At 48.7% G+C, this 21,217-nt stretch carries 14 protein-coding genes, 2 rRNA genes and 1 riboswitch; of the genes, 4 read left to right on the top strand and 12 right to left on the bottom strand.

Going from position 1 to position 21,217, the window contains the following annotated elements; genetic code table 11:
• Positions 1–93 precede the first annotated feature (93 nt).
• Positions 94–468, bottom strand: a complete 375-nt coding sequence (locus ACJJI3_RS00095) for a hypothetical protein (RefSeq protein ID WP_108734070.1) — start codon at positions 466–468, stop codon at positions 94–96.
• 368 nt (positions 469–836) lie between these two features.
• Entirely contained in the window at positions 837–2,816 is a 1,980-nt protein-coding gene (locus ACJJI3_RS00090; RefSeq protein ID WP_444941063.1) for an acetoacetate--CoA ligase, read from the bottom strand.
• A gap of 166 nt (positions 2,817–2,982) precedes the next feature.
• Here ACJJI3_RS00090 and ACJJI3_RS00085 point away from each other — a divergent pair, with 166 nt between their 5' ends.
• Positions 2,983–3,861 carry a LysR family transcriptional regulator gene (locus ACJJI3_RS00085; protein WP_444941062.1) on the top strand — a complete coding sequence of 293 codons (879 nt, stop codon included), beginning with the start codon at positions 2,983–2,985 and terminating at the stop codon, positions 3,859–3,861.
• A 33-nt stretch (positions 3,862–3,894) separates the two neighbouring features.
• Here ACJJI3_RS00085 and ACJJI3_RS00080 read toward each other — a convergent pair whose 3' ends face one another.
• From ACJJI3_RS00080 to thiC, 7 genes are all read right to left on the bottom strand, one after another.
• Positions 3,895–4,368, bottom strand: a complete 474-nt coding sequence (locus ACJJI3_RS00080; protein WP_108734073.1) for a Dps family protein — start codon at positions 4,366–4,368, stop codon at positions 3,895–3,897.
• A gap of 248 nt (positions 4,369–4,616) precedes the next feature.
• Positions 4,617–5,366, bottom strand: coding sequence for a HesA/MoeB/ThiF family protein (locus ACJJI3_RS00075; RefSeq protein WP_444893139.1), 750 nt, complete (start codon positions 5,364–5,366; stop codon positions 4,617–4,619).
• Positions 5,360–6,913 (bottom strand): thiamine phosphate synthase, encoded by a 1,554-nt coding sequence (thiE, locus tag ACJJI3_RS00070; protein ID WP_444941061.1) that lies wholly within the window; start codon positions 6,911–6,913, stop codon positions 5,360–5,362. Before thiE ends, ACJJI3_RS00075 begins: the two co-directional genes overlap by 7 nt.
• A 7-nt stretch (positions 6,914–6,920) precedes the next feature.
• Positions 6,921–7,727 carry a thiazole synthase gene (locus ACJJI3_RS00065; protein ID WP_444941060.1) on the bottom strand — a complete coding sequence of 269 codons (807 nt, stop codon included), beginning with the start codon at positions 7,725–7,727 and terminating at the stop codon, positions 6,921–6,923.
• Positions 7,728–7,729: 2 nt separating this feature from the next.
• Entirely contained in the window at positions 7,730–7,930 is a 201-nt protein-coding gene (gene thiS / locus ACJJI3_RS00060; RefSeq protein WP_108734077.1) for a sulfur carrier protein ThiS, read from the bottom strand.
• The gene (thiO, locus tag ACJJI3_RS00055; RefSeq protein ID WP_444941059.1) at positions 7,930–9,006 is read right to left on the bottom strand and encodes a glycine oxidase ThiO; all 1,077 of its coding nucleotides are present in this window, start codon (positions 9,004–9,006) and stop codon (positions 7,930–7,932) included. Before thiO ends, thiS begins: the two co-directional genes overlap by 1 nt.
• Before the next feature lie 111 nt (positions 9,007–9,117).
• Positions 9,118–11,028 (bottom strand): phosphomethylpyrimidine synthase ThiC, encoded by a 1,911-nt coding sequence (gene thiC / locus ACJJI3_RS00050; RefSeq protein ID WP_444941058.1) that lies wholly within the window; start codon positions 11,026–11,028, stop codon positions 9,118–9,120.
• A gap of 85 nt (positions 11,029–11,113) precedes the next feature.
• Positions 11,114–11,212, bottom strand: a riboswitch (TPP riboswitch).
• Between the two features lie 262 nt (positions 11,213–11,474).
• Between thiC and ACJJI3_RS00045 the strand changes: the two genes are divergently transcribed.
• Positions 11,475–12,401, top strand: a complete 927-nt coding sequence (locus ACJJI3_RS00045; protein ID WP_444941057.1) for an SGNH/GDSL hydrolase family protein — start codon at positions 11,475–11,477, stop codon at positions 12,399–12,401.
• Positions 12,402–12,462: 61 nt separating this feature from the next.
• Here ACJJI3_RS00045 and ACJJI3_RS00040 read toward each other — a convergent pair whose 3' ends face one another.
• Positions 12,463–14,007 (bottom strand): thioredoxin domain-containing protein, encoded by a 1,545-nt coding sequence (locus tag ACJJI3_RS00040; RefSeq protein WP_444941056.1) that lies wholly within the window; start codon positions 14,005–14,007, stop codon positions 12,463–12,465.
• 775 nt (positions 14,008–14,782) lie between these two features.
• On the opposite strand from ACJJI3_RS00040, the gene ACJJI3_RS00035 reads away from it, so the two are divergent.
• Together ACJJI3_RS00035 and ACJJI3_RS00030 are read left to right on the top strand one after the other, a co-directional pair.
• The gene (locus ACJJI3_RS00035) at positions 14,783–15,925 is read left to right on the top strand and encodes an SDR family oxidoreductase (protein ID WP_444941055.1); all 1,143 of its coding nucleotides are present in this window, start codon (positions 14,783–14,785) and stop codon (positions 15,923–15,925) included.
• A 26-nt stretch (positions 15,926–15,951) separates the two neighbouring features.
• On the top strand, positions 15,952–17,067 hold the full coding sequence (locus ACJJI3_RS00030; protein ID WP_444941054.1) for a DUF3419 family protein: 1,116 nt from the start codon (positions 15,952–15,954) through the stop codon (positions 17,065–17,067).
• An 899-nt stretch (positions 17,068–17,966) separates the two neighbouring features.
• Here ACJJI3_RS00030 and rrf read toward each other — a convergent pair.
• Positions 17,967–18,082: ribosomal RNA gene (gene rrf / locus ACJJI3_RS00025) — 5S ribosomal RNA — on the bottom strand.
• Positions 18,083–18,285: 203 nt separating this feature from the next.
• Positions 18,286–21,167, bottom strand: a 23S ribosomal RNA gene (locus ACJJI3_RS00020).
• Positions 21,168–21,217 lie beyond the last annotated feature (50 nt).

Here is a 21,217-nt window from a genome sequence, read left to right as displayed (position 1 = left end):
TCCGTAGGCTGGAATATCCAGCTGATGACAACAGCTGGGATAATTAAATCGACTTATTGAGCAGCCAATAAGCCGATTCGGCGTTTGGGACTTCTATGGCTGAGTGCCTTGGCTGGGCATTAAGGGATTACAATCCTGGATAATCACCCGCCCTTCCAGAATATTTCCTTTGGAATACTCCGTGAAAATACACTGGTTAGTTTTGGGGTTATAATTCTCGATCCACAAATTATCTTCTTTCCAGGTGGCGCCGATATGGCGGTACCCATCGGGCACAGAGATACGCATGACCCCGCCAAAACGCTTCACGAAAACCTGCTCATAGTGAAAGTAGTAGGCAAGCCAGCCGCCAACAAAGAAAACCGCAGCCACGATTGCGCCGATCTTAAGGCTGCCCAGGCGACTGCCGATAAAAAGAGAAGCAATAACCAGGGCAATCACCGCTGCCCAGTACAAATAAGTAACCATGACTGTTTTTCTACCGTGAATTATTGGTGTTTATAAAGTGAAGGGTAGCGCAGAACCGCAGCAAACTAAATGGCGCCGGGTTACGCTCCCTTACTCCTAAGGAGCCTCTGAATAACTCCGTAATGCCTCTGCGGGCCTTGAAGGTTGCAGATGTTAGGCGCAGCTCGCCGCGAATGGCCGTAGCCCTTTGCAAGAGCTGCAACGCAGCAGCTGTGGCCTTCAAGGCCCGCCCTTCGGGGCATGCAGAGCGATCCACACTCCGCGTTGCGACCTCTTGAAAGGTCTAGACATTCCTGCGAAGCCGCGCCTTGATTGTGAACCGCTCTGCATGCCAGAGGTATCACGGAGTTGTTCAGAGGCTCCCTAACTTACTCCTCTGCCAACTCCGGCAGCTTTTCAAATAACGATAAGGCTTCAGGGTTGGCCAGGGCCTCCTTATTTTTAACCGGTTTACCCTCCACCACATTGCGCACAGCCAGTTCCACAATCTTACCGCTGATAGTTTTAGGAATATCCGCCACCTGGATCACCTTTGCCGGTACATGGCGAGGCGTGGTATTGGCGCGAATCGTGGAGCGGATTTTCTGGGTCAGATCCTCGTCCAGTACAACACCCTCTCGCAAAACCACAAACAGCACTACCCGCACATCGTCGTGCCAGGGCTGGCCGATACAGATACTATCGAGCACCTCCTCGACTTTCTCCACCTGGCGGTAAATCTCTGCGGTTCCGATACGCACCCCGCCGGGATTAAGTACTGCATCGGAGCGGCCATAGATCACAACACCACCGTGTGTCGTAATCTCGGCATAGTCCCCATGCGCCCACACACCAGGCCAATTTTCAAAGTAAGCACCGCGGTACTTGGCTCCATCTGGATCGTTCCAGAAGCCAATCGGCATACAGGGGAAGGATTTGGAGCAAACCAGCTCCCCTTTCTCTTCAACCACTGCACTGCCTGTATCATTCCAGACTTCCACCGCCATACCCAAGCCGCGACACTGCAATTCACCGGCATAGACCGGTAAAGTTGGGTTGCCAAGGGCAAAGCAAGACACAATATCGGTGCCGCCGGAAATAGAGGATAAGCAGAGATCTGCTTTTATATCTCTGTAGACATAGCGGAAGCCTTCGTGGGCCAGCGGAGAGCCTGTGGAGAGCACCGCACGCAATTTCTCCAGTTTGTGGGTCTCCCGGGGTTTGCAGCCACTCTTCTCCAGCGCAGCAATATATTTGGCACTGGTGCCAAACACACTGATTCCCTCTTCATCGGTCATATCCCATAGACTTTGGGATGAAGGGTAGAAAGGTGAGCCATCAAACAGCACTAGAGTCGCCCCACAAGCCAGGCCACTCACCAGCCAGTTCCACATCATCCAGCCACAGGTGGTGAAGTAGAAAAGTGCATCCTCACGGCGCAGATCGCCATGCAAGCGATGCTCCTTCAGGTGCTGGAGCAAAGTGCCCCCCACTCCGTGGACGATGCACTTGGGTACACCAGTAGTACCTGAGGAGTACATGATGTACAGGGGGTGATTAAATTCGGTTTGTACAAAGGAGAGTTCGCGAGCGGGCGCCGCAGCTTCAAAAGCTTGCAGTAGTACCGCCTTACCCAGCGGCTCTGCCGCTAGTATCTGAGCAGTTTCCTCTTCTGAGCGCGCAACCGGTACTACTACCAAAGTTTCTATAGATTCGATTCGCTGCATGATCTCGCGCAGACGCGGCAGTGAATCAATAACCTTGCCGTTATAGAAGTATCCTTCACAGGCAAATAGTACTTTCGGCTGCACCTGGCCAAAGCGGTCAAATACTCCATTGATACCAAAGTCTGGTGAGCAGGAGGTCCAGATAGCACCGAGGCTGGTGGTGGCCAACATGGCCACTACGGTATCGATCACATTGGGCATAAAGCCCGCTACCCGATCTCCCTCAACAACGCCTTGGGCAACGAGGGCCGCTGATAGGCGCTCCACCCGATCATACAGCTCCTTGTAGCTCAGCTCGCGGCGGCTACCGTTCTCCAGGCGCTCGACCAGGGCAGCCTTGTCATCGCGATAACGCAGCAGGTTCTCAGCAAAATTCAGGCGTGCCTGTGGAAACCATTGCGCACCAGGCATGGAGTCGTTACTGAGTGTCTCATCACCCTTATCTGCAGCAATAACTCCGGTGTAACCCCACAACTCCCGCCAGAAAGCTTCGCGATTATCTACAGACCATTGGTATAAGGCCGCGTAATCATTGAGATCCAGCTGGTATTGCTGGTTAACCCTGCGACGAAATTCATCCATCTGGGTGGCGGCAATAGCCTCTGCGCTGGGTTGCCAGAGCGGTTGGGAGTTGTCCTTCATTTCAACAGACCTTGTGGCTCATTATTGTGTTTTCGAATCGCCCTCTTGGGCACAAGGGGAGCAATCATGCCCTGCCCCACGACTTAAAACTATTTTAATCTTTTTTAGATTTGTTAAATAAAAGTTAACATAGCCAAATCTATCAATTCCCCTGGAACCAGCCGCCGTGAGTGCCACGATCAAACAACTACGCGCCTTTGTCACAGTGGCCCGCAGCCGCAGCCTGGCCCAGGCCAGCGCTCAATTGCACACTTCCCAGCCAGCCCTGTCCATTGCCATCCGCAATCTGGAGGATGCGACTGGCGGCCCGCTTTTCAGTCGAGAAGCCCGCCAACTCACTCTCACCCCGGAGGGTGAGGAATTTCTCTCCCGCGCCGAACAACTACTGCACAACTGGGATCAATCCCTGGATGCGGTACAGCAGGCCTTTCGCCTGGAGCGTGGGCAGTTGCGCTTGGCAGTAATTCCCGCCTATGCGCTCAACCAACTCCCCCAATTATTAGCCAATTTTCACCGCCAGCACCCACAAATCAATATCCTGTTGGAAGATGTGGTGATGGAACGAGTAACCCAAGCGGTGCAGGATGGCCGGGCAGAGCTGGGCATCAGTTTTCGCCCCGAGGATTTAGGTGGGCTTGAGTTTGTGCCCCTACACCGGGATCGTTTTATCGCAGTCATGCCACCCCAGCACCCCCTCAGCGAAAAAGGAAAAGTGCGCTGGAGTGACCTGGCCAGTTTTCCTTTTATTGCTATGAACCGCGGCTCAGCGGTGAGGCGCTGGACCGATGAGGCCTTCGGGCAAAGTGGCAAAGGAGTTCACTATATCTGCGAAGCTAATCAATTAAGCACAATCGGCCAGTTAGTACGTGCGGGAATGGGGATTAGTGCAGTACCGAGCTTGTGCGAAACCCAGGTTCGGGAATATGGGCTGGAATGCCAGCCGCTATCGGCACCAGTAGTGAGTCAGGAGGTGGGGATATTATTAAAGAGCCGAGGCACCTTGTCGGCACCAGCAACCGCGTTTTTATCCGCGATTACTGGTTGAGGTCTATAAAAGTGCCTCTACTTATTTGAGCGACTAGTGACTGCTGGTTGCGCGCAGCATCCAAGCCGTTTTCTCGTGAACTCTCATACGATCAGATACCAGGGCAACTGTGGATTCATCTTCTCCCGCCTGGGCATCTTTTAAAACTTCACGACAGGTTTTGATCACCTGCTCATGCCCTTTAGTGAGAATTTTTACCATTTCTTCCGCGGGTGGTACCTCAACAACTTCTTTGATGGAGCTGAGTTGAGCAAAAGCCTGGTAAGTACCGGGAGCGGAAACCCCGAGGGTACGAATGCGCTCGGCAATATCATCCACCGCAGTGGCCAGCTCGGTGTAATGCTCTTCAAACATCAGGTGTAATTCGCGGAACAGAGGCCCAGTAACATTCCAGTGGAAGTTGTGGGTTTGCAGGTAAAGGGTGTAGCTATCTGCCAACAAATGTTTCAAACCGGCAGCAATCTTTTCCCGATCCTTTTCACTGATACCAATATCGATTTTTTTCATAATACAAATCCCTCTTCCAAAAACTGTTGTCACCGAAATGGTTATAAGGCCATTTTGGTACCTTTATTCACTTCTCACAAGCTATCGAGCCAATAGCTTATTTATATAGACAAGTAAGATTTATAAGGTACAAAAATGGCGTGAATTTTAACCCGGCTATTGAAAGAAAATTTTGCGACAAGACATTGCCAATAAGGGACTCTCCAAATAAAACTATTTATCGAGCCTCCTGCTGGTAACACAAGAAATCAGGCACTACAAACTGGGCAATTGCTATGGCTCGGCAGCTGCAAAGTTTGCAAAGCTAAGGTTTCCGTCTCGATTAAGTGCAATTTATTCAAGCTCGATACCGGCAAATCCATCAGGTATTTCATGGCCTCCAGAGCCTGCATGCTGCCAACTACCCCCAGCGCAGGACCGATCACACCTGCTGTAGAGCAGTTCTGGACTTCAGCCTGCTCCTGGGGCGGAAACAGGCAGGCATAACAGGGGCCGTTTCCTTCAGAAAAATCAAAACTAATCAGCTGGCCGGAAAACCCCTGCACCGATGCCATTACCACCGGACACCCTGCCTGATAACAAACCCGGTTGATCGTATGGCGGATTTCCAGGTTATCGGTGCAGTCCAACACCAGATCCACCTGTTTTACCTGCTCGCGCAGCCAGGATTCATTCGCCATTTGGCTGTGGGGGTGAATGCGAATAGTTGGATTGGCTGCAGCCAATTGTTGTGCAGCCACCATGGCTTTGGATTTTCCCTGGTGATTGGTTTTGTACAAAACCTGGCGCTGTAAATTGGAGAGATCGATATGATCACCATCCACCAGGTGCAACTCTCCAATACCGGCTGCGGCCAGATACATCGCTGCCGGGCTGCCGAGCCCACCTAAGCCAACAATCAGAATTCGCGCAGAAGACAGTTTTTTCTGCCCCTCTTCACCCACTTGGGGCAACATTATCTGGCGACTGTAACGCTGTAATTCCTTACTACTTAACATGGCTCTACTTCCGCATGCTTACCTTTCAACAGGACATTAAAATCGGCAACCGCCTGCTTGTAATCTTTTGCTTTAGTAATAGCGCTGACCACGGCGATACTGCCAACGCCGCTAGCGATAACCTCACTGGCTCGCTGCATATTAATACCACCAATTGCCACGAGTGGATAATCGGGCAATAGTGCTGCCATTTGCGCAAGTTTCTGCACACCCTGCAACTGATCCGACATATCCTTGGTGTTGGTCGCATAAATTGCACCAATGGCCAGGTAACTGGGGCGATAACGGTAGGCCAACAGTAATTCATAGAAGCCGTGGGTACTGATACCCAGCTTCAATCCTGCCGCTTGAATTGCCCTCAGATCAGCAGACTGCAAATCCTCCTGGCCCAAATGCACGCCGTAGGCGCCGCACTCAATCGCCAACTGCCAGTAATCATTGATAAACAGGCGCAGGTTATATGTCCTGCCAATAGCCACTGCCTTCTCAATCTGTGCGCGCAGGTCCCCACCCGGATTCTTTATTCGCAGCTGTAAAGTACGCACCCCCAGCTCAGCCAGGCGCTGCAACCACTCCACTGTATCCACTACCGGATATAAACCCAATGCTTGAGAGTCTGTTTGGGCAAACCCTTGAACAAGAGGCTGGGCCGCACCAAAACCATAATCCAGCGCACGCTCTTCTCCCCGCACCAAAATCTCCGGGAAGTCGATGAAATCCAGGGGCCAGCCACAGTGACCTACAGGTCCAGCACCAGCGCCGATATGTGCATTATTTCCCCGGCGCAAGCCCCGCTGAACATAGGCTTTACCCACAACGCAGGCATCTCGCAACGGGTAGCCCAAAGCGCGGCAAGCGGCAATAGCGGAGGACAGGGTGCAGCCAGTGCCATGTGTGCCTGTACTGGATACTTCCCGGCCAATAAACCAATCGGCTTTTTCACCATCCCACAGTAAGTCGGCAACTTCTCCCGCACGCAATTGCGTATGGCCGCCGGTAACTAAAATTGCGGTACCGCCGTAGGCGTGCAACTGATGCGCAGCTTGCACAATAGATTCCGCACCCGTGACACTGGCTCCGGTAAGCCATTCCAATTCATGTAAATTGGGAGTAGCCAGATCACATTGTGGCATCAACTGAGCCAACACCGTTGCGGTAATATTCCCTTCGGTGAGCCCGGCTCCGTTGGTAGCAACAGCAACCGGGTCGTAAATAACCGGAACCGGCTGCACCGCTTGCAGCTGGCGCAGGAAATCTGCCACCGCAACAACTTGTTCAGCATTCGCTAGCAGACCGATTTTAATTGCGGCAGGAAATAGATCCCGCTGTAAAGCCTGTAACTGAGAACCCAAGACCTCTAGGGAAACTGCATTAATTGCAGTAACTTCCACCGTATTCTGTGCAGTATTGGCCGTGATAGCACTGCAACCATGGCAGCCGAGGTCGGCAATAGTCAGCAGGTCCGCCTGAATACCGGCGCCACCGCCGGAGTCACTGCCGGCAATGGTCCAGACAATTGGCTTTTTCAATTGGAGTTGATCGCGCATAAAAATACTAATCCTGCAATATGCTCTCTGCCTGCTGCCAGAAAGGCATATCCAGGGTGGGGGTGCTGGGGCTGGCAGTTTGACGCCTGAGCATCAAGCCGGCATTAAAGGCGGCGCGCCCGGATTCCACAGCCAGTTTAAAAGCACTAGCCATCAGTACCGGATCCTGGGCTTTTGCAATCGCGGTATTCAATAACACCGCATCAAAGCCCATCTCCAGTGCTTCTGCCGCCTGTGATGGCGCACCGATTCCGGCGTCAATAATAAGCGGTACATCACTCAGGCGCTCGCGCAGTGTTTGCAGGTTATATTTATTGAGCAGGCCCTGCCCGGTACCGATGGGAGCCCCCCAGGGCATTAATACCTCGCAACCCACATCCAAAAGTTTTCGACACAGAACCAGGTCATCTGTGCAATAAGGCAAAACCTTGAAGCCTAACTGAATTAATTCCCGCGCAGCTTCTACCAAACCAAAGGGGTCTGGCTGCAAATTATAATCATCGCCAATCACTTCCAGCTTGAGCCAATCGGTCTGGAAAATTTCCTGGGACATTTTTGCCAGCTCCACCGCTTCTCGCGGCGATTTACAACCAGCGGTATTAGGCAACAACTGACAACCGGTCTCGCGAATATAATCCCAAAATCGATTGTCCTGCTGCTGTGCCGGATTTTGCCGGCGAAGAGACAAAGTAATAATTTCCGAAGCTGAGGCTTGCACGGATTCGCGCATAATCGCTGGGGAGGGATACAGGGCGGTGCCCACCAAAAGCCGGCTGTTAAATGTTTTTCCGTAAAGTGTTAATAGATCGCTCACCTTTACCCCCCCACTACCGGAGCAACAATATCCAGGCTATCGCCGTTATTTATCTGTGTATTGCTATATTCCGTACGGGGAATAAATCCACCGTTGATCGCAACGGCAAATGTTTCTCCGCGATAGCCGAGCTGCTGTAAAAGCGCAGAGAGTTTTAGCGGGGATTCAAGGCTCTGTGTTTCCCCATTAATTAGTACCTGCATCAAACCACCTGTAACAGTTGTTGTGCCACTTGATTCTCCACTTGCTCCACTACTGCCGGCGCTAAAAGATAACCGTGACGGTAAAGGCCATTCACCCTAATCAGCCCATCCTCGCTGTGGATATAAGGCATATTATCCATAGTGGCGGGGCGACAATTTACGCGGGTCTCAACAATACGAGCCTCGGCAAAAGCCGGGTTGAGGGAGTAAAGCGCGGAAGACAATTCCATACTGGAGCGCACGGAAATGGGCGACTGGTCTTCGCTCTCAATTTCCGTAGCACCAATTACTGTGCGCCCATCGCTGCGGGGTACGGCATAGAGCTTATAGCGCGGGTGGAGCAGTCGCACTGGACGCTGCAAAACCACTTCCCGAGATTCCACCACCATCACCTCACCACGGACACCGCGTAAGCCTTCAATCTGCCCCTTGGCACCGAGACCACGGCAGTCGATCACGCAATCAAATTGTTCACGCTCCGAGTTCACAGAGATATGCCCAGCTTCGCAATTTACCTTGCTGTGCTCTCGCAGAGTGACTGCACCTCGGCGCAATACGCTGAGTAACGCAGGCAATAAGCGGTGATTATTGATATCCGCCTCACCCCGCAGGTGAAGCCCCTGTTCAAAGCCATGTAAGGAGGGCTCTAATTTCGCTAAAGTATTGCTATCGAGTGGCTCCACCTGCTCCCTGGCAGATTCACCCAACTTACCCTGTAACTCCCGCAGGAATTGCAGCAGCTCACTTTTATCCTTGCCGTGAGCAACCAGCACTGAGCCCGCCCTGCGGTATTCCACGTCCTGCCCGCTCTGCTCCTCCAGCTGCCGGGCCCACTCAGACCAAATCTCAAGGCTTTTCAGCCCCAGGTTGTAAACCTGTTTATCGCTGTGCACCAATTCCGATAGTGGTGAGATCATTCCCGCTGCCGTCCAGCAAGCTCCCCCGACTGGTGCCGACAGATCACCCGCTTCAAACAGGGTAATATCCAGTTCCCGTTGGCAGAGCCGCCAGGCGAGCAAGCGACCTAACAGGCCGCCACCGGCAATAGCTACTTTGGCTTTGGTTTCGCTTGTCACAGACCACCTATCTTCGCAAATCCAAATCGACACCCAGCGATATGCGCTATGCACTCGCCATACTTTTGCTATCCGATTCTTGGGGGAGAGGACTCTCCCCCAAAATACTCATCAGCCCTTGTGATAAATCTCGCTACCCATGTCCTTAAATTTAATCGACATTTCCTCCATGCCCTGTGCCGCTTCCTGCTTGGCCGCATAATCGCGCACATCCTGGGTGATTTTCATGGAGCAGAATTTCGGGCCGCACATGGAGCAGAAGTGAGCTACCTTGCCGGATTCCTTTGGCAACGTTTCATCGTGATAGGTGCGTGCCCGCTCCGGATCCAAGCCGAGGTTGAACTGATCTTCCCAACGGAATTCAAAGCGGGCTTTTGACAGGGCGTCATCGCGCTTCTGTGCCCGCGGATGCCCTTTGGCCAAGTCTGCGGCATGAGCCGCAATCTTATATGCCATAAGGCCCTCTTTAACATCCTCTTTATTGGGTAGACCCAGGTGCTCTTTGGGGGTCACATAGCAGAGCATGGCGCAACCGTAGGTGCCGATAAGTGCAGCGCCGATGCCGGAAGTAATGTGGTCGTAGCCGGGAGCAATATCCGTGGTCAATGGACCCAGAGTGTAGAAAGGTGCGCCGTGGCAGTGCTTCAGCTGCTCATCCATATTTTCTTTGATCTTATGGATAGCCACATGACCGGGGCCTTCGATCATCGTCTGAACATCGTGCTTCCAGGCAATTTCAGTCAGCTCGCCAAGCGTGTGCAGCTCGCCAAACTGGGCTTCATCGTTAGCATCCGCAATGGAGCCCGGGCGCAGGCCATCACCGAGACTAAAGCTCACATCGTAAGCCTTCATAATCTCGCAGATTTCCTCGAAGTGGGTGTAGAGGAAATTCTCTTGGTGATGGGCGAGACACCATTTGGCCATAATGGAACCACCGCGAGAGACAATCCCGGTCATACGTTTGGCAGTGAGCGGCACATAGCGCAAAAGCACGCCAGCATGAATAGTGAAGTAATCCACCCCCTGCTCCGCCTGCTCAATCAAGGTGTCGCGGAACACATCCCAGTTAAGATCTTCAGCAATTCCGTTTACTTTCTCCAGCGCCTGGTAAATGGGCACAGTACCGATGGGCACTGGCGAGTTGCGCAGAATCCACTCGCGGGTTTCGTGGATATTGGCACCGGTAGACAGATCCATCACCGTGTCCGCGCCCCACTTGGTGGACCAAACCAGTTTCTCCACTTCCTCTTCAATGGAAGAAGTCACAGCCGAGTTACCAATATTTGCATTCACCTTGCACAGGAAGTTGCGCCCGATAATCATCGGCTCCACTTCCGGGTGATTAATATTCGCCGGGATAATTGCCCGCCCTTCTGCAACTTCCCGGCGCACAAATTCCGGCGTGATTTGCTCGGGGATGTAAATACCATCACGTGCCTTCTGGTATTCACTTTCACTCATTTCCGCTGCCAACTTGGCTCGGCCCATATTTTCGCGCACTGCGATAAATTCCACCTCTGGGGTAATAATGCCGCGGCGGGCATAGTGCATCTGAGATACATTCTGTCCCGGTTTGGCCCGGCGAGGGCTGGGAAGGTTTTCAAAGCGGATATGATCCAGCCCCTGGTCCGCCATACGCTTCTGGCTGTAGGCCGCTTGGCGAGAGTCCAGCAGTTCAGTATCTCTGCGGGCCTCTATCCAGCCCTGGCGCAATTTGGGCAACCCTTCCCGTACGTCCACTTTAAAATTGGGCTCGGAATAGGGGCCCGAAGTGTCGTAAATGGTTAGGGGCTCATTGGGTTCAAACACCGGATTCTCTGCATCCCCCCCTACCAAACTATCTCCCAAACAGATCTGACGAGCACCAACCTGAATGTCGGGAGTTTCACTGGGCAAATACACCTTGCTCGAGTTGGGGAAAGATTGAACCGTGAGATTTTCAAGAAATTCTTTAGCGGAATCGCGACTGGCAGCGCGGGAGGACTTTCCGGCTTTACCGGATTGTTCAATGATCTCAGACATGCGTAACCTTAAAACTTGGAAATTTAAAGGTCGCAGCATCCAGGGCACATACAAAGAGAAAAGACGCCAAACTGTAACAAAACAGGCGACTTCAGATCTTGTTCCCTACGCGGGGGTTACCCCGATCAGGTTCAACGGATCTCGCAACAGCGATCTCAGCCCACAGGCACTCCGACAAGTAGAGCGCAGTATAGTGGAAGCGTCCGAAGAAAAACAGATGGCATAAAACTGTGCCAGAAAAACTAAAGCTTTGAAACGCCAATAAAGTAATCAATGCTCTCGGCGACAAAACTCCAACAGACTTCAATTTATTGATAACTGACCAAAGGGTCTAAAGCATTCATCACTCACAATATCTGAGTGCGTCCTACACTCCTTCTCGTTTACCGGAGCAGTGAATAAAACGATAACAACTTACGGCGAAAGTCGGTGTGGGAGAAAATACAATGTTGAATAAATATGGAGTTCTAGTAACGCTCTGTTTGAGCATCTTGTCGATACAGCCAGCAATGGCAGCCCCCTCCAAGTCTGTTGCTGCGGGTGACAGTATTACCATGGCATTCGGTGCAGACTGTACCCGCAATAAGTATTTCTGGGACCTGTTTTGTCTTCTCGGCGGGGACCAACCCGAGCATTCCTGGTTTGACGGCGACGACAATTCAGTGGAGAGTGTTCACGATAAATATAAAGTTAACTACCCCAATATGGCTGCCAATAAAAGTGCAGCGGAATCCGGTGCTGAGATGCGTAGTGGAGGCGACAATTTCTCCACTCAAGCCGATCGGATTCTATCCCAAAGTAATTTACCTGATCATGTCGAGGTAGTATTGGGCGGTAATGACATCTGTAACCGGGATTGCGTCGATCCAGCCAACTGTAACGATCCACTCTACACCGATAGCGAGTGGCGCTCGGCAGTTCAAGCTGGACTGGACAAATTAGTCGATGGTCTCCCTAACGGCTCAACGATAGTACTCGGCTCAGTACCACGAGTACACGATCTCCGGGCAGCAGGTCTGGATAAGCAAAGCGGTAATTCCCGCGTAGATTGCGAGAGTGTCTGGTCGACTTTCGGAATCTGCCGAATTGCAACGAATGGCGGCTCGATGAATGGAGAGAGCTTTGCTACTCGTTATAACGGAATAGCCGCAGCCCAACAACGTTATAACGAAATCCTTGTTGAGGAAGCAGAAAGTTACAACGGTATGAATGGGGTAGAAGTTGTTGCTGAATATACCGGTGAGGATCAGTTAAATGCCGGGACTTTTCAGTTTAATAAAGATGATATTGATGGTGGAGACTGTTTCCACCCAAGCATTCAAGGACAAAATATTGTCGCTGACCTACTGTGGCAAGGAAATCCGGATAAATAAGTAACTTTTACTGCTCGGTAAATTCAGGGCCCGCAATAAAGTACCGCGGGCCCTAATCAATTCACTTACCTAAATCCTCATCAAAGTAACCACTCTCTTCAACCACATACTGCAATCTATGCGGCAAACCCTTTCTCATAAAGGCAACATCAATTACTTTTCCACTGGTAAGAGCACTCCAAAGCTCATTCTGACCACTGTGGACCCAACTGTCATTGACCCTCAACAGCACATCGTTTTCTTCGAATCCAAGTGCAGTAAAGAACTCATTGTTGGCCACCCCCTCCAAGCGCATCAAATGGTGACCCTCAACTTCCAGCTCCGCCTCAATAAATTTAGCCTCCAAGAATTCTCGTTGTTCGAGTTGCTTCGCCAACCACTCTTGCCCAAGAGTCAACACACCAGCCGGCTCGATTAGCTTTTTACCCTTTTCTCCCTGAGGCTGTTCAATACGTTTGCGCAGCTCCTCATCGTGCTGATGGGACAAAGTTAAAGGGATAATATTACCCACTTCACCTTGCAATAGCAGACGCTCCAGGGATCCCTGATTATCAATAACGGCATAGTGCCCTTTCAAACGCTTCAGAACGACATCTTTAAGAACAGACTGCCCCAGTGAAAAACTCTGTGCCTTCTGCCCATTTACTTCTATTAAAGCTTTGGACTTACTTTCTATACTCGATTCACTAACTCCTACCAGGGCAAGAGGTAGACCCGTAACAGGTAAATGATTCTCAGTATCTTTTTGTTGTTTCCATGTATATTTTTTCTGAGGATCTATATCAAGCCTGATTAGTTCCTTTTCTATCCAGTAAGAATATTGCTCAAATGATCGTGCACCCTTTAGATACAAACCGTTTATAAAAACAACCGGCACATTTGTAAGGCCAAGCCCTAAAGCAATTTCCTGATCCCCCAGAACAACTTCTTTATAATTCATATCTCCAATACAGGCTTTAAACTGCTTGTCATCGATCAGTAAACTGCTTGCGGTCTGGGAGTAAGACTTCTCACCAAGGTTTGGAGTTTTTGCGTATAAGGCGTCGTGATATTCCCAAAAAATATTGTGCTCACCAGCGCACTTAGCCGAAACAGCAGCTTTGATACCCTCCCGATGAAACTTAAGGGGAAAATCAAAATTTACCTGGCGAACCCAACCAGAATAGTCACTCAACAAACGCCTCAAGGTTGGCTGAAAGGATTTACAGTGGGGAGATTGAAAGGAGCAGAACACAGCAATTGTTATAGGCGCTTCGGGATTTCCTCGAGCGGCGCGCCCGCCATAATCAAGATCTATTCGTGGTGGCTCTGGAACGGGAAGCATAACTTCTATTTCTTGACCATCTTTTGCTGTTTTGGCAATCATTTCATGCAGCTTGTTGAGACGTAATTTATGCTCCATTTCAGCAATATCATACAGCACAAGCTGGAGTTCCTTATCCAAGGCCTGCACGCTGACCTCCTGGCCATCAATCCGTGCAGCTATATGTTGCTGATCAAGTACTTTAGTTCCTACTGTTACTTCCGCATCCTTTGAACACCCCCCCATTAGGCTCAAAATACCCAACGCCATTAACTTTGCTATAACATTCCTTAGTCGCTTCACTGGTAATTCTCCTTTTACCGGTTTTGACCAATCTTACCCGCCAATTCTCATTTCAGCCGCTTACAGCAAGCTTTATTCAGAACGTGTTCAAAAAATGAGAACCAGGCAAGCTTTTTGGCATCAAAGCTAACGTCTCTCCAGGAGAGGAAATATCCAACAAACTAACCCTGAGTAATTTCGAGAGCCTATTCGATCCTTAGATCACTGTCCCCCATATGAAATCACTTTTAAAACTACATGGGAAAATCTTGAAACCAAAACAAGCAATAGATCATATCGAAGTATCCAATAAGAGCTATAGCCAAAAGTATCGATTGCAGGAAACTCCAAATCGTCTATTAGAAGACGCTTTAGCGGAAGAATAAATTCAAGTCTCCTACAATGATGCCGGATCCGTTTATGACGGGTGCAGTAAAAATAGAGAATCTACAGTCAATCTACGGCCAAATACTCAGGTGTACTACAATTACTTAATGGTACTCTACTGAAAATCCATAGCTTGAGTTATTGGTACAACTTTCGCAATGGATGACAGCACCATGATGCGACTACCACTTATTACCATCGTTTGACTTCACAGCGAGCCTTTAGACCTTGTTAAATAGATGGATAGCTTAGTTGTGTTAATCATAAGCACCCTCAAGATACACCCGAAACCAGACCAAATTTTTATATTCCACAGTAAAAAAGTAAAAGTGACTCTCAAGGAGAATAATCCTTTTGGGCTAAAGAAACACACATCTAATTCACCACTATGATTGGTTCGTATGGATCAATGAAAGAAAACCAGCATACCTTTAAAAAATTATCAGAAATACAAGATTTGAAAAGAATACAACTGGTTGTTGGTGGACTTGGCTTTATAGGCCAATACTTAACATGGGGACTATTACGAAAAGGTTTTAATGTAGTTTTAATTGCGCGAAATGATATTCATGCTCGATTCGAGCAGCTAAAACAAAGAAATAGTTTTGTCAATTCGACTTACAAACTTTCGAAAAATGATTTCGACCGACTTATAATAATTTCAGGAGATTTGAACAGGCCAAAGCTCAACTTAAGTTCTATGTCTTACAGACAACTACATTCGCTACACATTGGTTCAATTTGGAATTGTGCAGCTGATATGCGCTATAGCTATAGCAACCTGCAGCAAAGCATTAATACAAATGTTAACGGTGTGGAACGATTAATAGAGGTTGCTGTAGCAGCAAAATGTCGGTTCAACCAAATATCAACCAGTTTTATTGCCGGTAAAGATCATGCCAGCGGAGTAACCATAAAGGAAAAACTCTATCAACCTAAAGAATTTTTTAATGCTTATGATTACACCAAAAATGCAGCAGAGAACTTAATCGCAAAGTCCAAAAACCTGGAATACACCATCTATAGGCCAACTATTGTCCTAGGAGACTCGGTGACTGGCTACACAAACTCTCAGTCCGGTTACTATGAATATGTAAAACTGCTAAATAGACTAAAAGAACAGAATGTACAGACCCCCATTCACCTAAAATATCTTCCAAACTGCCTTATCAATGTCATTCCGGTTGACACTTGCTGTGATGCAATATTAAAGATTTCAAACAACCATGAACTCACAAAAAACCAATACTTTAATATTGCCGACTCTAACCCAATGACAATCGACGAATTCGTTAAGTTTAATCGCGATTACTTTGAGCTAGATTTAAGGCAAATTCAAGACAGCCACGTATTATTAAGCAGCCTACCAGAAAAAGAAAGGCGGATACTTAAGATCATTAATAGAATGCAAAATGGACCATTTTTAAACAGTGACTTCAGGTTTTGCAGCGCAAATAGCCAAAGAGTCTTAGGTCACCCGGTTCAGAATCAATGGTGTAATAGCAAGAGTTATCTGACCAAAGTAGTGGACTATTTTTTAAATCAAACGTAACTAAATTCAGCCCGATCAGGTATGCCATGAACAAACCTAGTGACATATCACTTTCTCATTATGCAAACAGAATCAGTTACTCAGGGCCAAATGAAGATTCAAGATCAGAGCTTAAGGCTCTAAATATCAATGAAAATGATAGTATTTTATGTGTTACTGGCGGTGGAGATCGCGTCTTAAGCCTTCTACTGGGTAATCCCAAAAAAATAACAGCCATTGACTTGAATCCCAGCCAAAACTATCTCTTGGAACTAAAAAAAATTGGCATCCAGAAATTAAATTATGAAGAATTTTTAAGGTTCTCAGGAATACTCCCATGCAAAAAGAGATTAAACACCTATGACAACATAAAACCCTCTTTATCAAAAAAGGCGGAGTTATTTTGGTCAAACAACATAAACATCATTGAAAAAGGGTTTATTTATGAAGGCGCTTTCGAAAAGCACTTCAAGTTAATCAGTATGATAATTAAAGTTATTCGACCCAGCAAAATAAAAACTCTAACCCACCTAAAAAGCATTGAAGAACAGCGTGAGTTTGTTAAAAACAAATGGAATACCCCAACCTGGAAAACATTTTTGCATTTCCTTACCAACAAATATTTCTTCAGAACTTTCCTTAAAGATCCTGGGTTCTATGAACATATCCCACAAGAAGTGTCAATCTCTGAGTATTTATTAGGCAGAATGGACCACTCTCTAATGAACCACCTGGTTCTTGACAATTTCTTTATGACATTCCTGCTAACTGGAAAATACAACCCCGCATATGGAATGCCTTTATATTTGGAAAAAAATAACTATCCAGTAATTAAGGGAGCACTAGATAAAACAGCCATAGAAATAGTAACCTCACCGATAGAACAATATTTATACAACTGTAAAAATAAAATTGATAAATTCTCCGTTTCTGACATCTCAGCTTATCTTGATGAAGAGAGCTTTGTTTCCCTACTAAACGCAATATACTCAGTAGCTAGCGAAAACAGCATCCTCTGCATGCGCCATTTTATTACCAAAAGAATAATTCCTGACTCTATAAAAAATAAATTTTCTTTTAACCCAGTTCTTGAGGAAGAGCTCAATAATAGCGATATATCGTTTGTTTATAGCTTTAACGTTGGAGTGAAAAGAGGACACTAAATTACCTCACCAATGTATAGCTGTTACAGTAATTTAAATGACGGCTACCTTTAGGAATTCCTAATAGAAGACTTACAACGCTGCTCGCCAGCTAAGCTAGAGTACAGCGCAGGCACTAAAAAGGGCAGCCCTATTAGACTACCCTTTTTCTAATTAGAAACCTGATAAACCACTATGTCGGTTTAGACCACCACAGGCGCGGTTCACCTCCAATCCAACGGGTAGGGCTGTCTCACACTACCCTATGGGCGCCTCCGGTGTTCCAAGCTGGCACGGCTCCGGGATCGCGCACGACTCATATGGCAGCGCAGGTGCTGCCCGGTAGTAAAAGTATTTCACCCTATCCAAACAACAGGGAAACTTGCTGGGGTTTTGTTTTACCCGGATTTCCACAGTCTGGAGTTACTAACAGAAAGTCTGGATAGAGTTGTGCATAACTTTAATAAACGGGCTGCAGGCCCCATGGTTACAGGGGATTACTGCAGAGACTAAAAAATAACCGATATTTTTACCGGCTAAATTTAATTTTGGCGGGAGTGGTATGGGTACTTTTCTGGTTTTTACGCGAGTTATTTTTGTTGGATTATTTTTTGTGTGAGTGCAAAGGCGTTTGGAGAGAAGATCGGTAAAGACCTATTCTTATAGGCTTTTTAGGAGAGCGTCTGTTTAAGGTGCTCAGGTAATTTTAGCTTTTTCTTTTTATTTACTGACTGACTTTTAAATAGAAAGTTAAGCATTAAAGTTTTCCAGAATTACTTTTATTTTTTCTATTTAATTTTTACTAAGTATTTTCTGCTCCCCCTTTCTTCCATTTCTTAGTTTTTTGTTTTTTGCTTCTTTAAAATATTTTTAGCCATAAAAAAAGGGCCACCCTATTGGGTGGCCCTTTCGGATTAGAAGCCTGACGATGACCTACTCTCACATGGGGAAGCCCCACACTACCATCGGCGATGTTGCGTTTCACTTCTGAGTTCGGCAAGGGATCAGGTGGTTCCACAACTCTATTGTCGTCAGGCAAACTGGCTTGGGTTGGCGTTGGTTTTATAAGCAAAGTGCTTGGCCTGCCGCGTTATCGCTGTTTGCCTCGGTCATGTTGTTGACCGGCGATAACCCCAAATAAGTCGGTAAAACAATCTGTAGTAATACACCGCAAGCGATCGTATGTCTCTAACTCACAATCCGCTAGCTTAGCTAGTCGTTAGTAACCATCTCTGTTGTATGGTCAAGCCGCACGGGCAATTAGTACTGGTTAGCTCAACGCCTCACAACGCTTCCACACCCAGCCTATCAACGTGGTAGTCTTCCACGGCCCTTCAGGAGGCTCAAGGCCTCAGGGAGATCTTATCTTGAAGGAGGCTTCCCGCTTAGATGCTTTCAGCGGTTATCCCGTCCGAACATAGCTACCCGGCAATGCCACTGGCGTGACAACCGGAACACCAGAGGTTCGTTCACTCCGGTCCTCTCGTACTAGGAGCAACTCTTCTCAAATCTCCAACGCCCACGGCAGATAGGGACCGAACTGTCTCACGACGTTCTAAACCCAGCTCGCGTACCACTTTAAATGGCGAACAGCCATACCCTTGGGACCGGCTTCAGCCCCAGGATGTGATGAGCCGACATCGAGGTGCCAAACACCGCCGTCGATGTGAACTCTTGGGCGGTATCAGCCTGTTATCCCCGGAGTACCTTTTATCCGTTGAGCGATGGCCCTTCCATACAGAACCACCGGATCACTATGACCTACTTTCGTACCTGCTCGACATGTCTGTCTCGCAGTCAAGCGCACTTATACCATTATGCTCATTGCATGATTTCCGACCATGCTGAGTGCACCTTCGTACTCCTCCGTTACTCTTTGGGAGGAGACCGCCCCAGTCAAACTACCCACCATACACTGTCCTCGATCCGGATAACGGACCAGAGTTAGAACCTCAAACATACCAGGGTGGTATTTCAAGGACGGCTCCACAACAACTAGCGTCGCTGCTTCAAAGCCTCCCACCTATCCTACACAAATAGGCTCAAAGTTCAGTGCAAAGCTGTAGTAAAGGTTCACGGGGTCTTTCCGTCTAGCCGCGGGTACACTGCATCTTAACAGCGATTTCAATTTCACTGAGTCTCTGGTGGAGACAGCGTGGCCATCGTTACGCCATTCGTGCAGGTCGGAACTTACCCGACAAGGAATTTCGCTACCTTAGGACCGTTATAGTTACGGCCGCCGTTTACCGGGGCTTCGATCAAGAGCTTCGCCGAAGCTAACCCCATCAATTAACCTTCCGGCACCGGGCAGGCGTCACACCCTATACGTCCTCTTACGAGTTTGCAGAGTGCTATGTTTTTAATAAACAGTCGCAGCCACCTGGTCACTTCGACCGGCCTCAGCTTAGGGAGCAAGTCCCATCACCAAAACCGGCGTACCTTCTCCCGAAGTTACGGTACCATTTTGCCTAGTTCCTTCACCAGAGTTCTCTCAAGCGCCTTGGTATTCTCTACCTGACCACCTGTGTCGGTTTAGAGTACGATTCACTATTACCTGAAGCTTAGAAGTTTTTCCTGGAAGCAGGGCATCAACCACTTCACCCACTAAGTGGGCTTCGTCATCAGTTCTCAGCCTTAGGGACCCGGATTTGCCTAAGTCCCCAGCCTACAACCTTAAACATGGACAACCAATCGCCATGCCGGCCTAGCCTTCTCCGTCACTCCGTCGCAGTAATAGCGAGTACAGGAATATTAACCTGTTTCCCATCGACTACGGCTTTCGCCCTCGCCTTAGGGGTCGACTAACCCTGTCCCGATTAGCGTTGGACAGGAACCCTTGGTCTTCCGGCGGGGAGGTTTTTCACCTCCCTTATCGTTACTCATGTCAGCATTCGCACTTGTGATACCTCCAGCAGACCTCCCGATCCACCTTCAACGGCTTACACAACGCTCCTCTACCATGCTCCTAAGAGCATCCGCAGCTTCGGTTATCAGTTTGAGCCCCGGTATATCTTCCGCGCAGGCCGACTCGACTAGTGAGCTATTACGCTTTCTTTAAAGGATGGCTGCTTCTAAGCCAACCTCCTAGCTGTCTGGGCCTTCCCACATCGTTTCCCACTTAACTGATATTTGGGACCTTAGCTGGCGGTCTGGGTTGTTTCCCTTTCCACGACGGACGTTAGCACCCGCCGTGTGTCTCCCGCGATTGCACTCCTCGGTATTCGGAGTTTGCATGGGGTTGGTAAGTCGGGATGACCCCCTAGCCCAAACAGTGCTCTACCCCCGAGGGTGAGACGCGAGGCGCTACCTAAATAGCTTTCGAGGAGAACCAGCTATCTCCCGGCTTGATTAGCCTTTCACTCCGATCCACAGGTCATCCCCTAATTTTTCAACATTAGTGGGTTCGGTCCTCCAGTTGATGTTACTCAACCTTCAACCTGCCCATGGATAGATCGCCGGGTTTCGGGTCTATTGCCTGCAACTAAACGCCCTATTAAGACTCGATTTCTCTACGGCTCCCCTAAGCGGTTAACCTTGCTACAGACAATAAGTCGCTGACCCATTATACAAAAGGTACGCAGTCACCCCGAAGGGCTCCTACTGCTTGTACGTATACGGTTTCAGGTTCTATTTCACTCCCCTCTCCGGGGTTCTTTTCGCCTTTCCCTCACGGTACTGGTTCACTATCGGTCAGCTGGGAGTATTTAGCCTTGGAGGATGGTCCCCCCATATTCAGTCAAGATAACACGTGTCCCGACCTACTCGATTTCACTCTAAATGCCTTTTCGTGTACGGGGCTATCACCCTGTATCGCGGTACTTTCCAGAACCTTCCACTAAAACATAAAGAGCTTAAGGGCTAATCCCCGTTCGCTCGCCGCTACTAAGGGAATCTCTATTGATTTCTTTTCCTCCGGGTACTTAGATGTTTCAGTTCCCCGGGTTCGCCTCCATAACCTATGTATTCAGTTATGGATACTCCTAAAAGGAGTGGGTTTCCCCATTCGGACATTCTAGGATCAAAGCTTGTGTGCCAGCTCCCCTAGACTTTTCGCAGGCTCCTACGTCCTTCATCGCCTCCAGCTGCCAAGGCATCCACCGTATACGCTTAGTCGCTTGACCATACAACACAAACGACTACTAACGACTTTTAACATCCAGGTAAAATCCTG

The sequence above is a fragment of the Microbulbifer maximicatervae (SeqCode) genome (assembly GCF_052466985.1).
The sequence above is the reverse complement of the archived record's forward strand: the minus strand, read 5'-3'. Positions and strand labels throughout refer to the sequence as shown.

Excerpts from the sequence above, each read along its gene's own strand:
- ACJJI3_RS00095 (WP_108734070.1), bottom strand. The coding sequence starts at position 468 with ATGGTTACTTATTTGTACTGGGCAGCGGTGATTGCCCTGGTTATTGCT.
- ACJJI3_RS00090 (WP_444941063.1), bottom strand. The coding sequence starts at position 2,816 with ATGAAGGACAACTCCCAACCGCTCTGGCAACCCAGCGCAGAGGCTATT.
- ACJJI3_RS00080 (WP_108734073.1), bottom strand. The coding sequence starts at position 4,368 with ATGAAAAAAATCGATATTGGTATCAGTGAAAAGGATCGGGAAAAGATT.
- ACJJI3_RS00075 (WP_444893139.1), bottom strand. The coding sequence starts at position 5,366 with ATGTTAAGTAGTAAGGAATTACAGCGTTACAGTCGCCAGATAATGTTG.
- thiE (WP_444941061.1), bottom strand. The coding sequence starts at position 6,913 with ATGCGCGATCAACTCCAATTGAAAAAGCCAATTGTCTGGACCATTGCC.
- thiS (WP_108734077.1), bottom strand. The coding sequence starts at position 7,930 with ATGCAGGTACTAATTAATGGGGAAACACAGAGCCTTGAATCCCCGCTA.
- thiC (WP_444941058.1), bottom strand. The coding sequence starts at position 11,028 with ATGTCTGAGATCATTGAACAATCCGGTAAAGCCGGAAAGTCCTCCCGC.
- ACJJI3_RS00045 (WP_444941057.1), top strand. The coding sequence starts at position 11,475 with ATGTTGAATAAATATGGAGTTCTAGTAACGCTCTGTTTGAGCATCTTG.
- ACJJI3_RS00035 (WP_444941055.1), top strand. The coding sequence starts at position 14,783 with ATGAAAGAAAACCAGCATACCTTTAAAAAATTATCAGAAATACAAGAT.
- ACJJI3_RS00030 (WP_444941054.1), top strand. The coding sequence starts at position 15,952 with ATGAACAAACCTAGTGACATATCACTTTCTCATTATGCAAACAGAATC.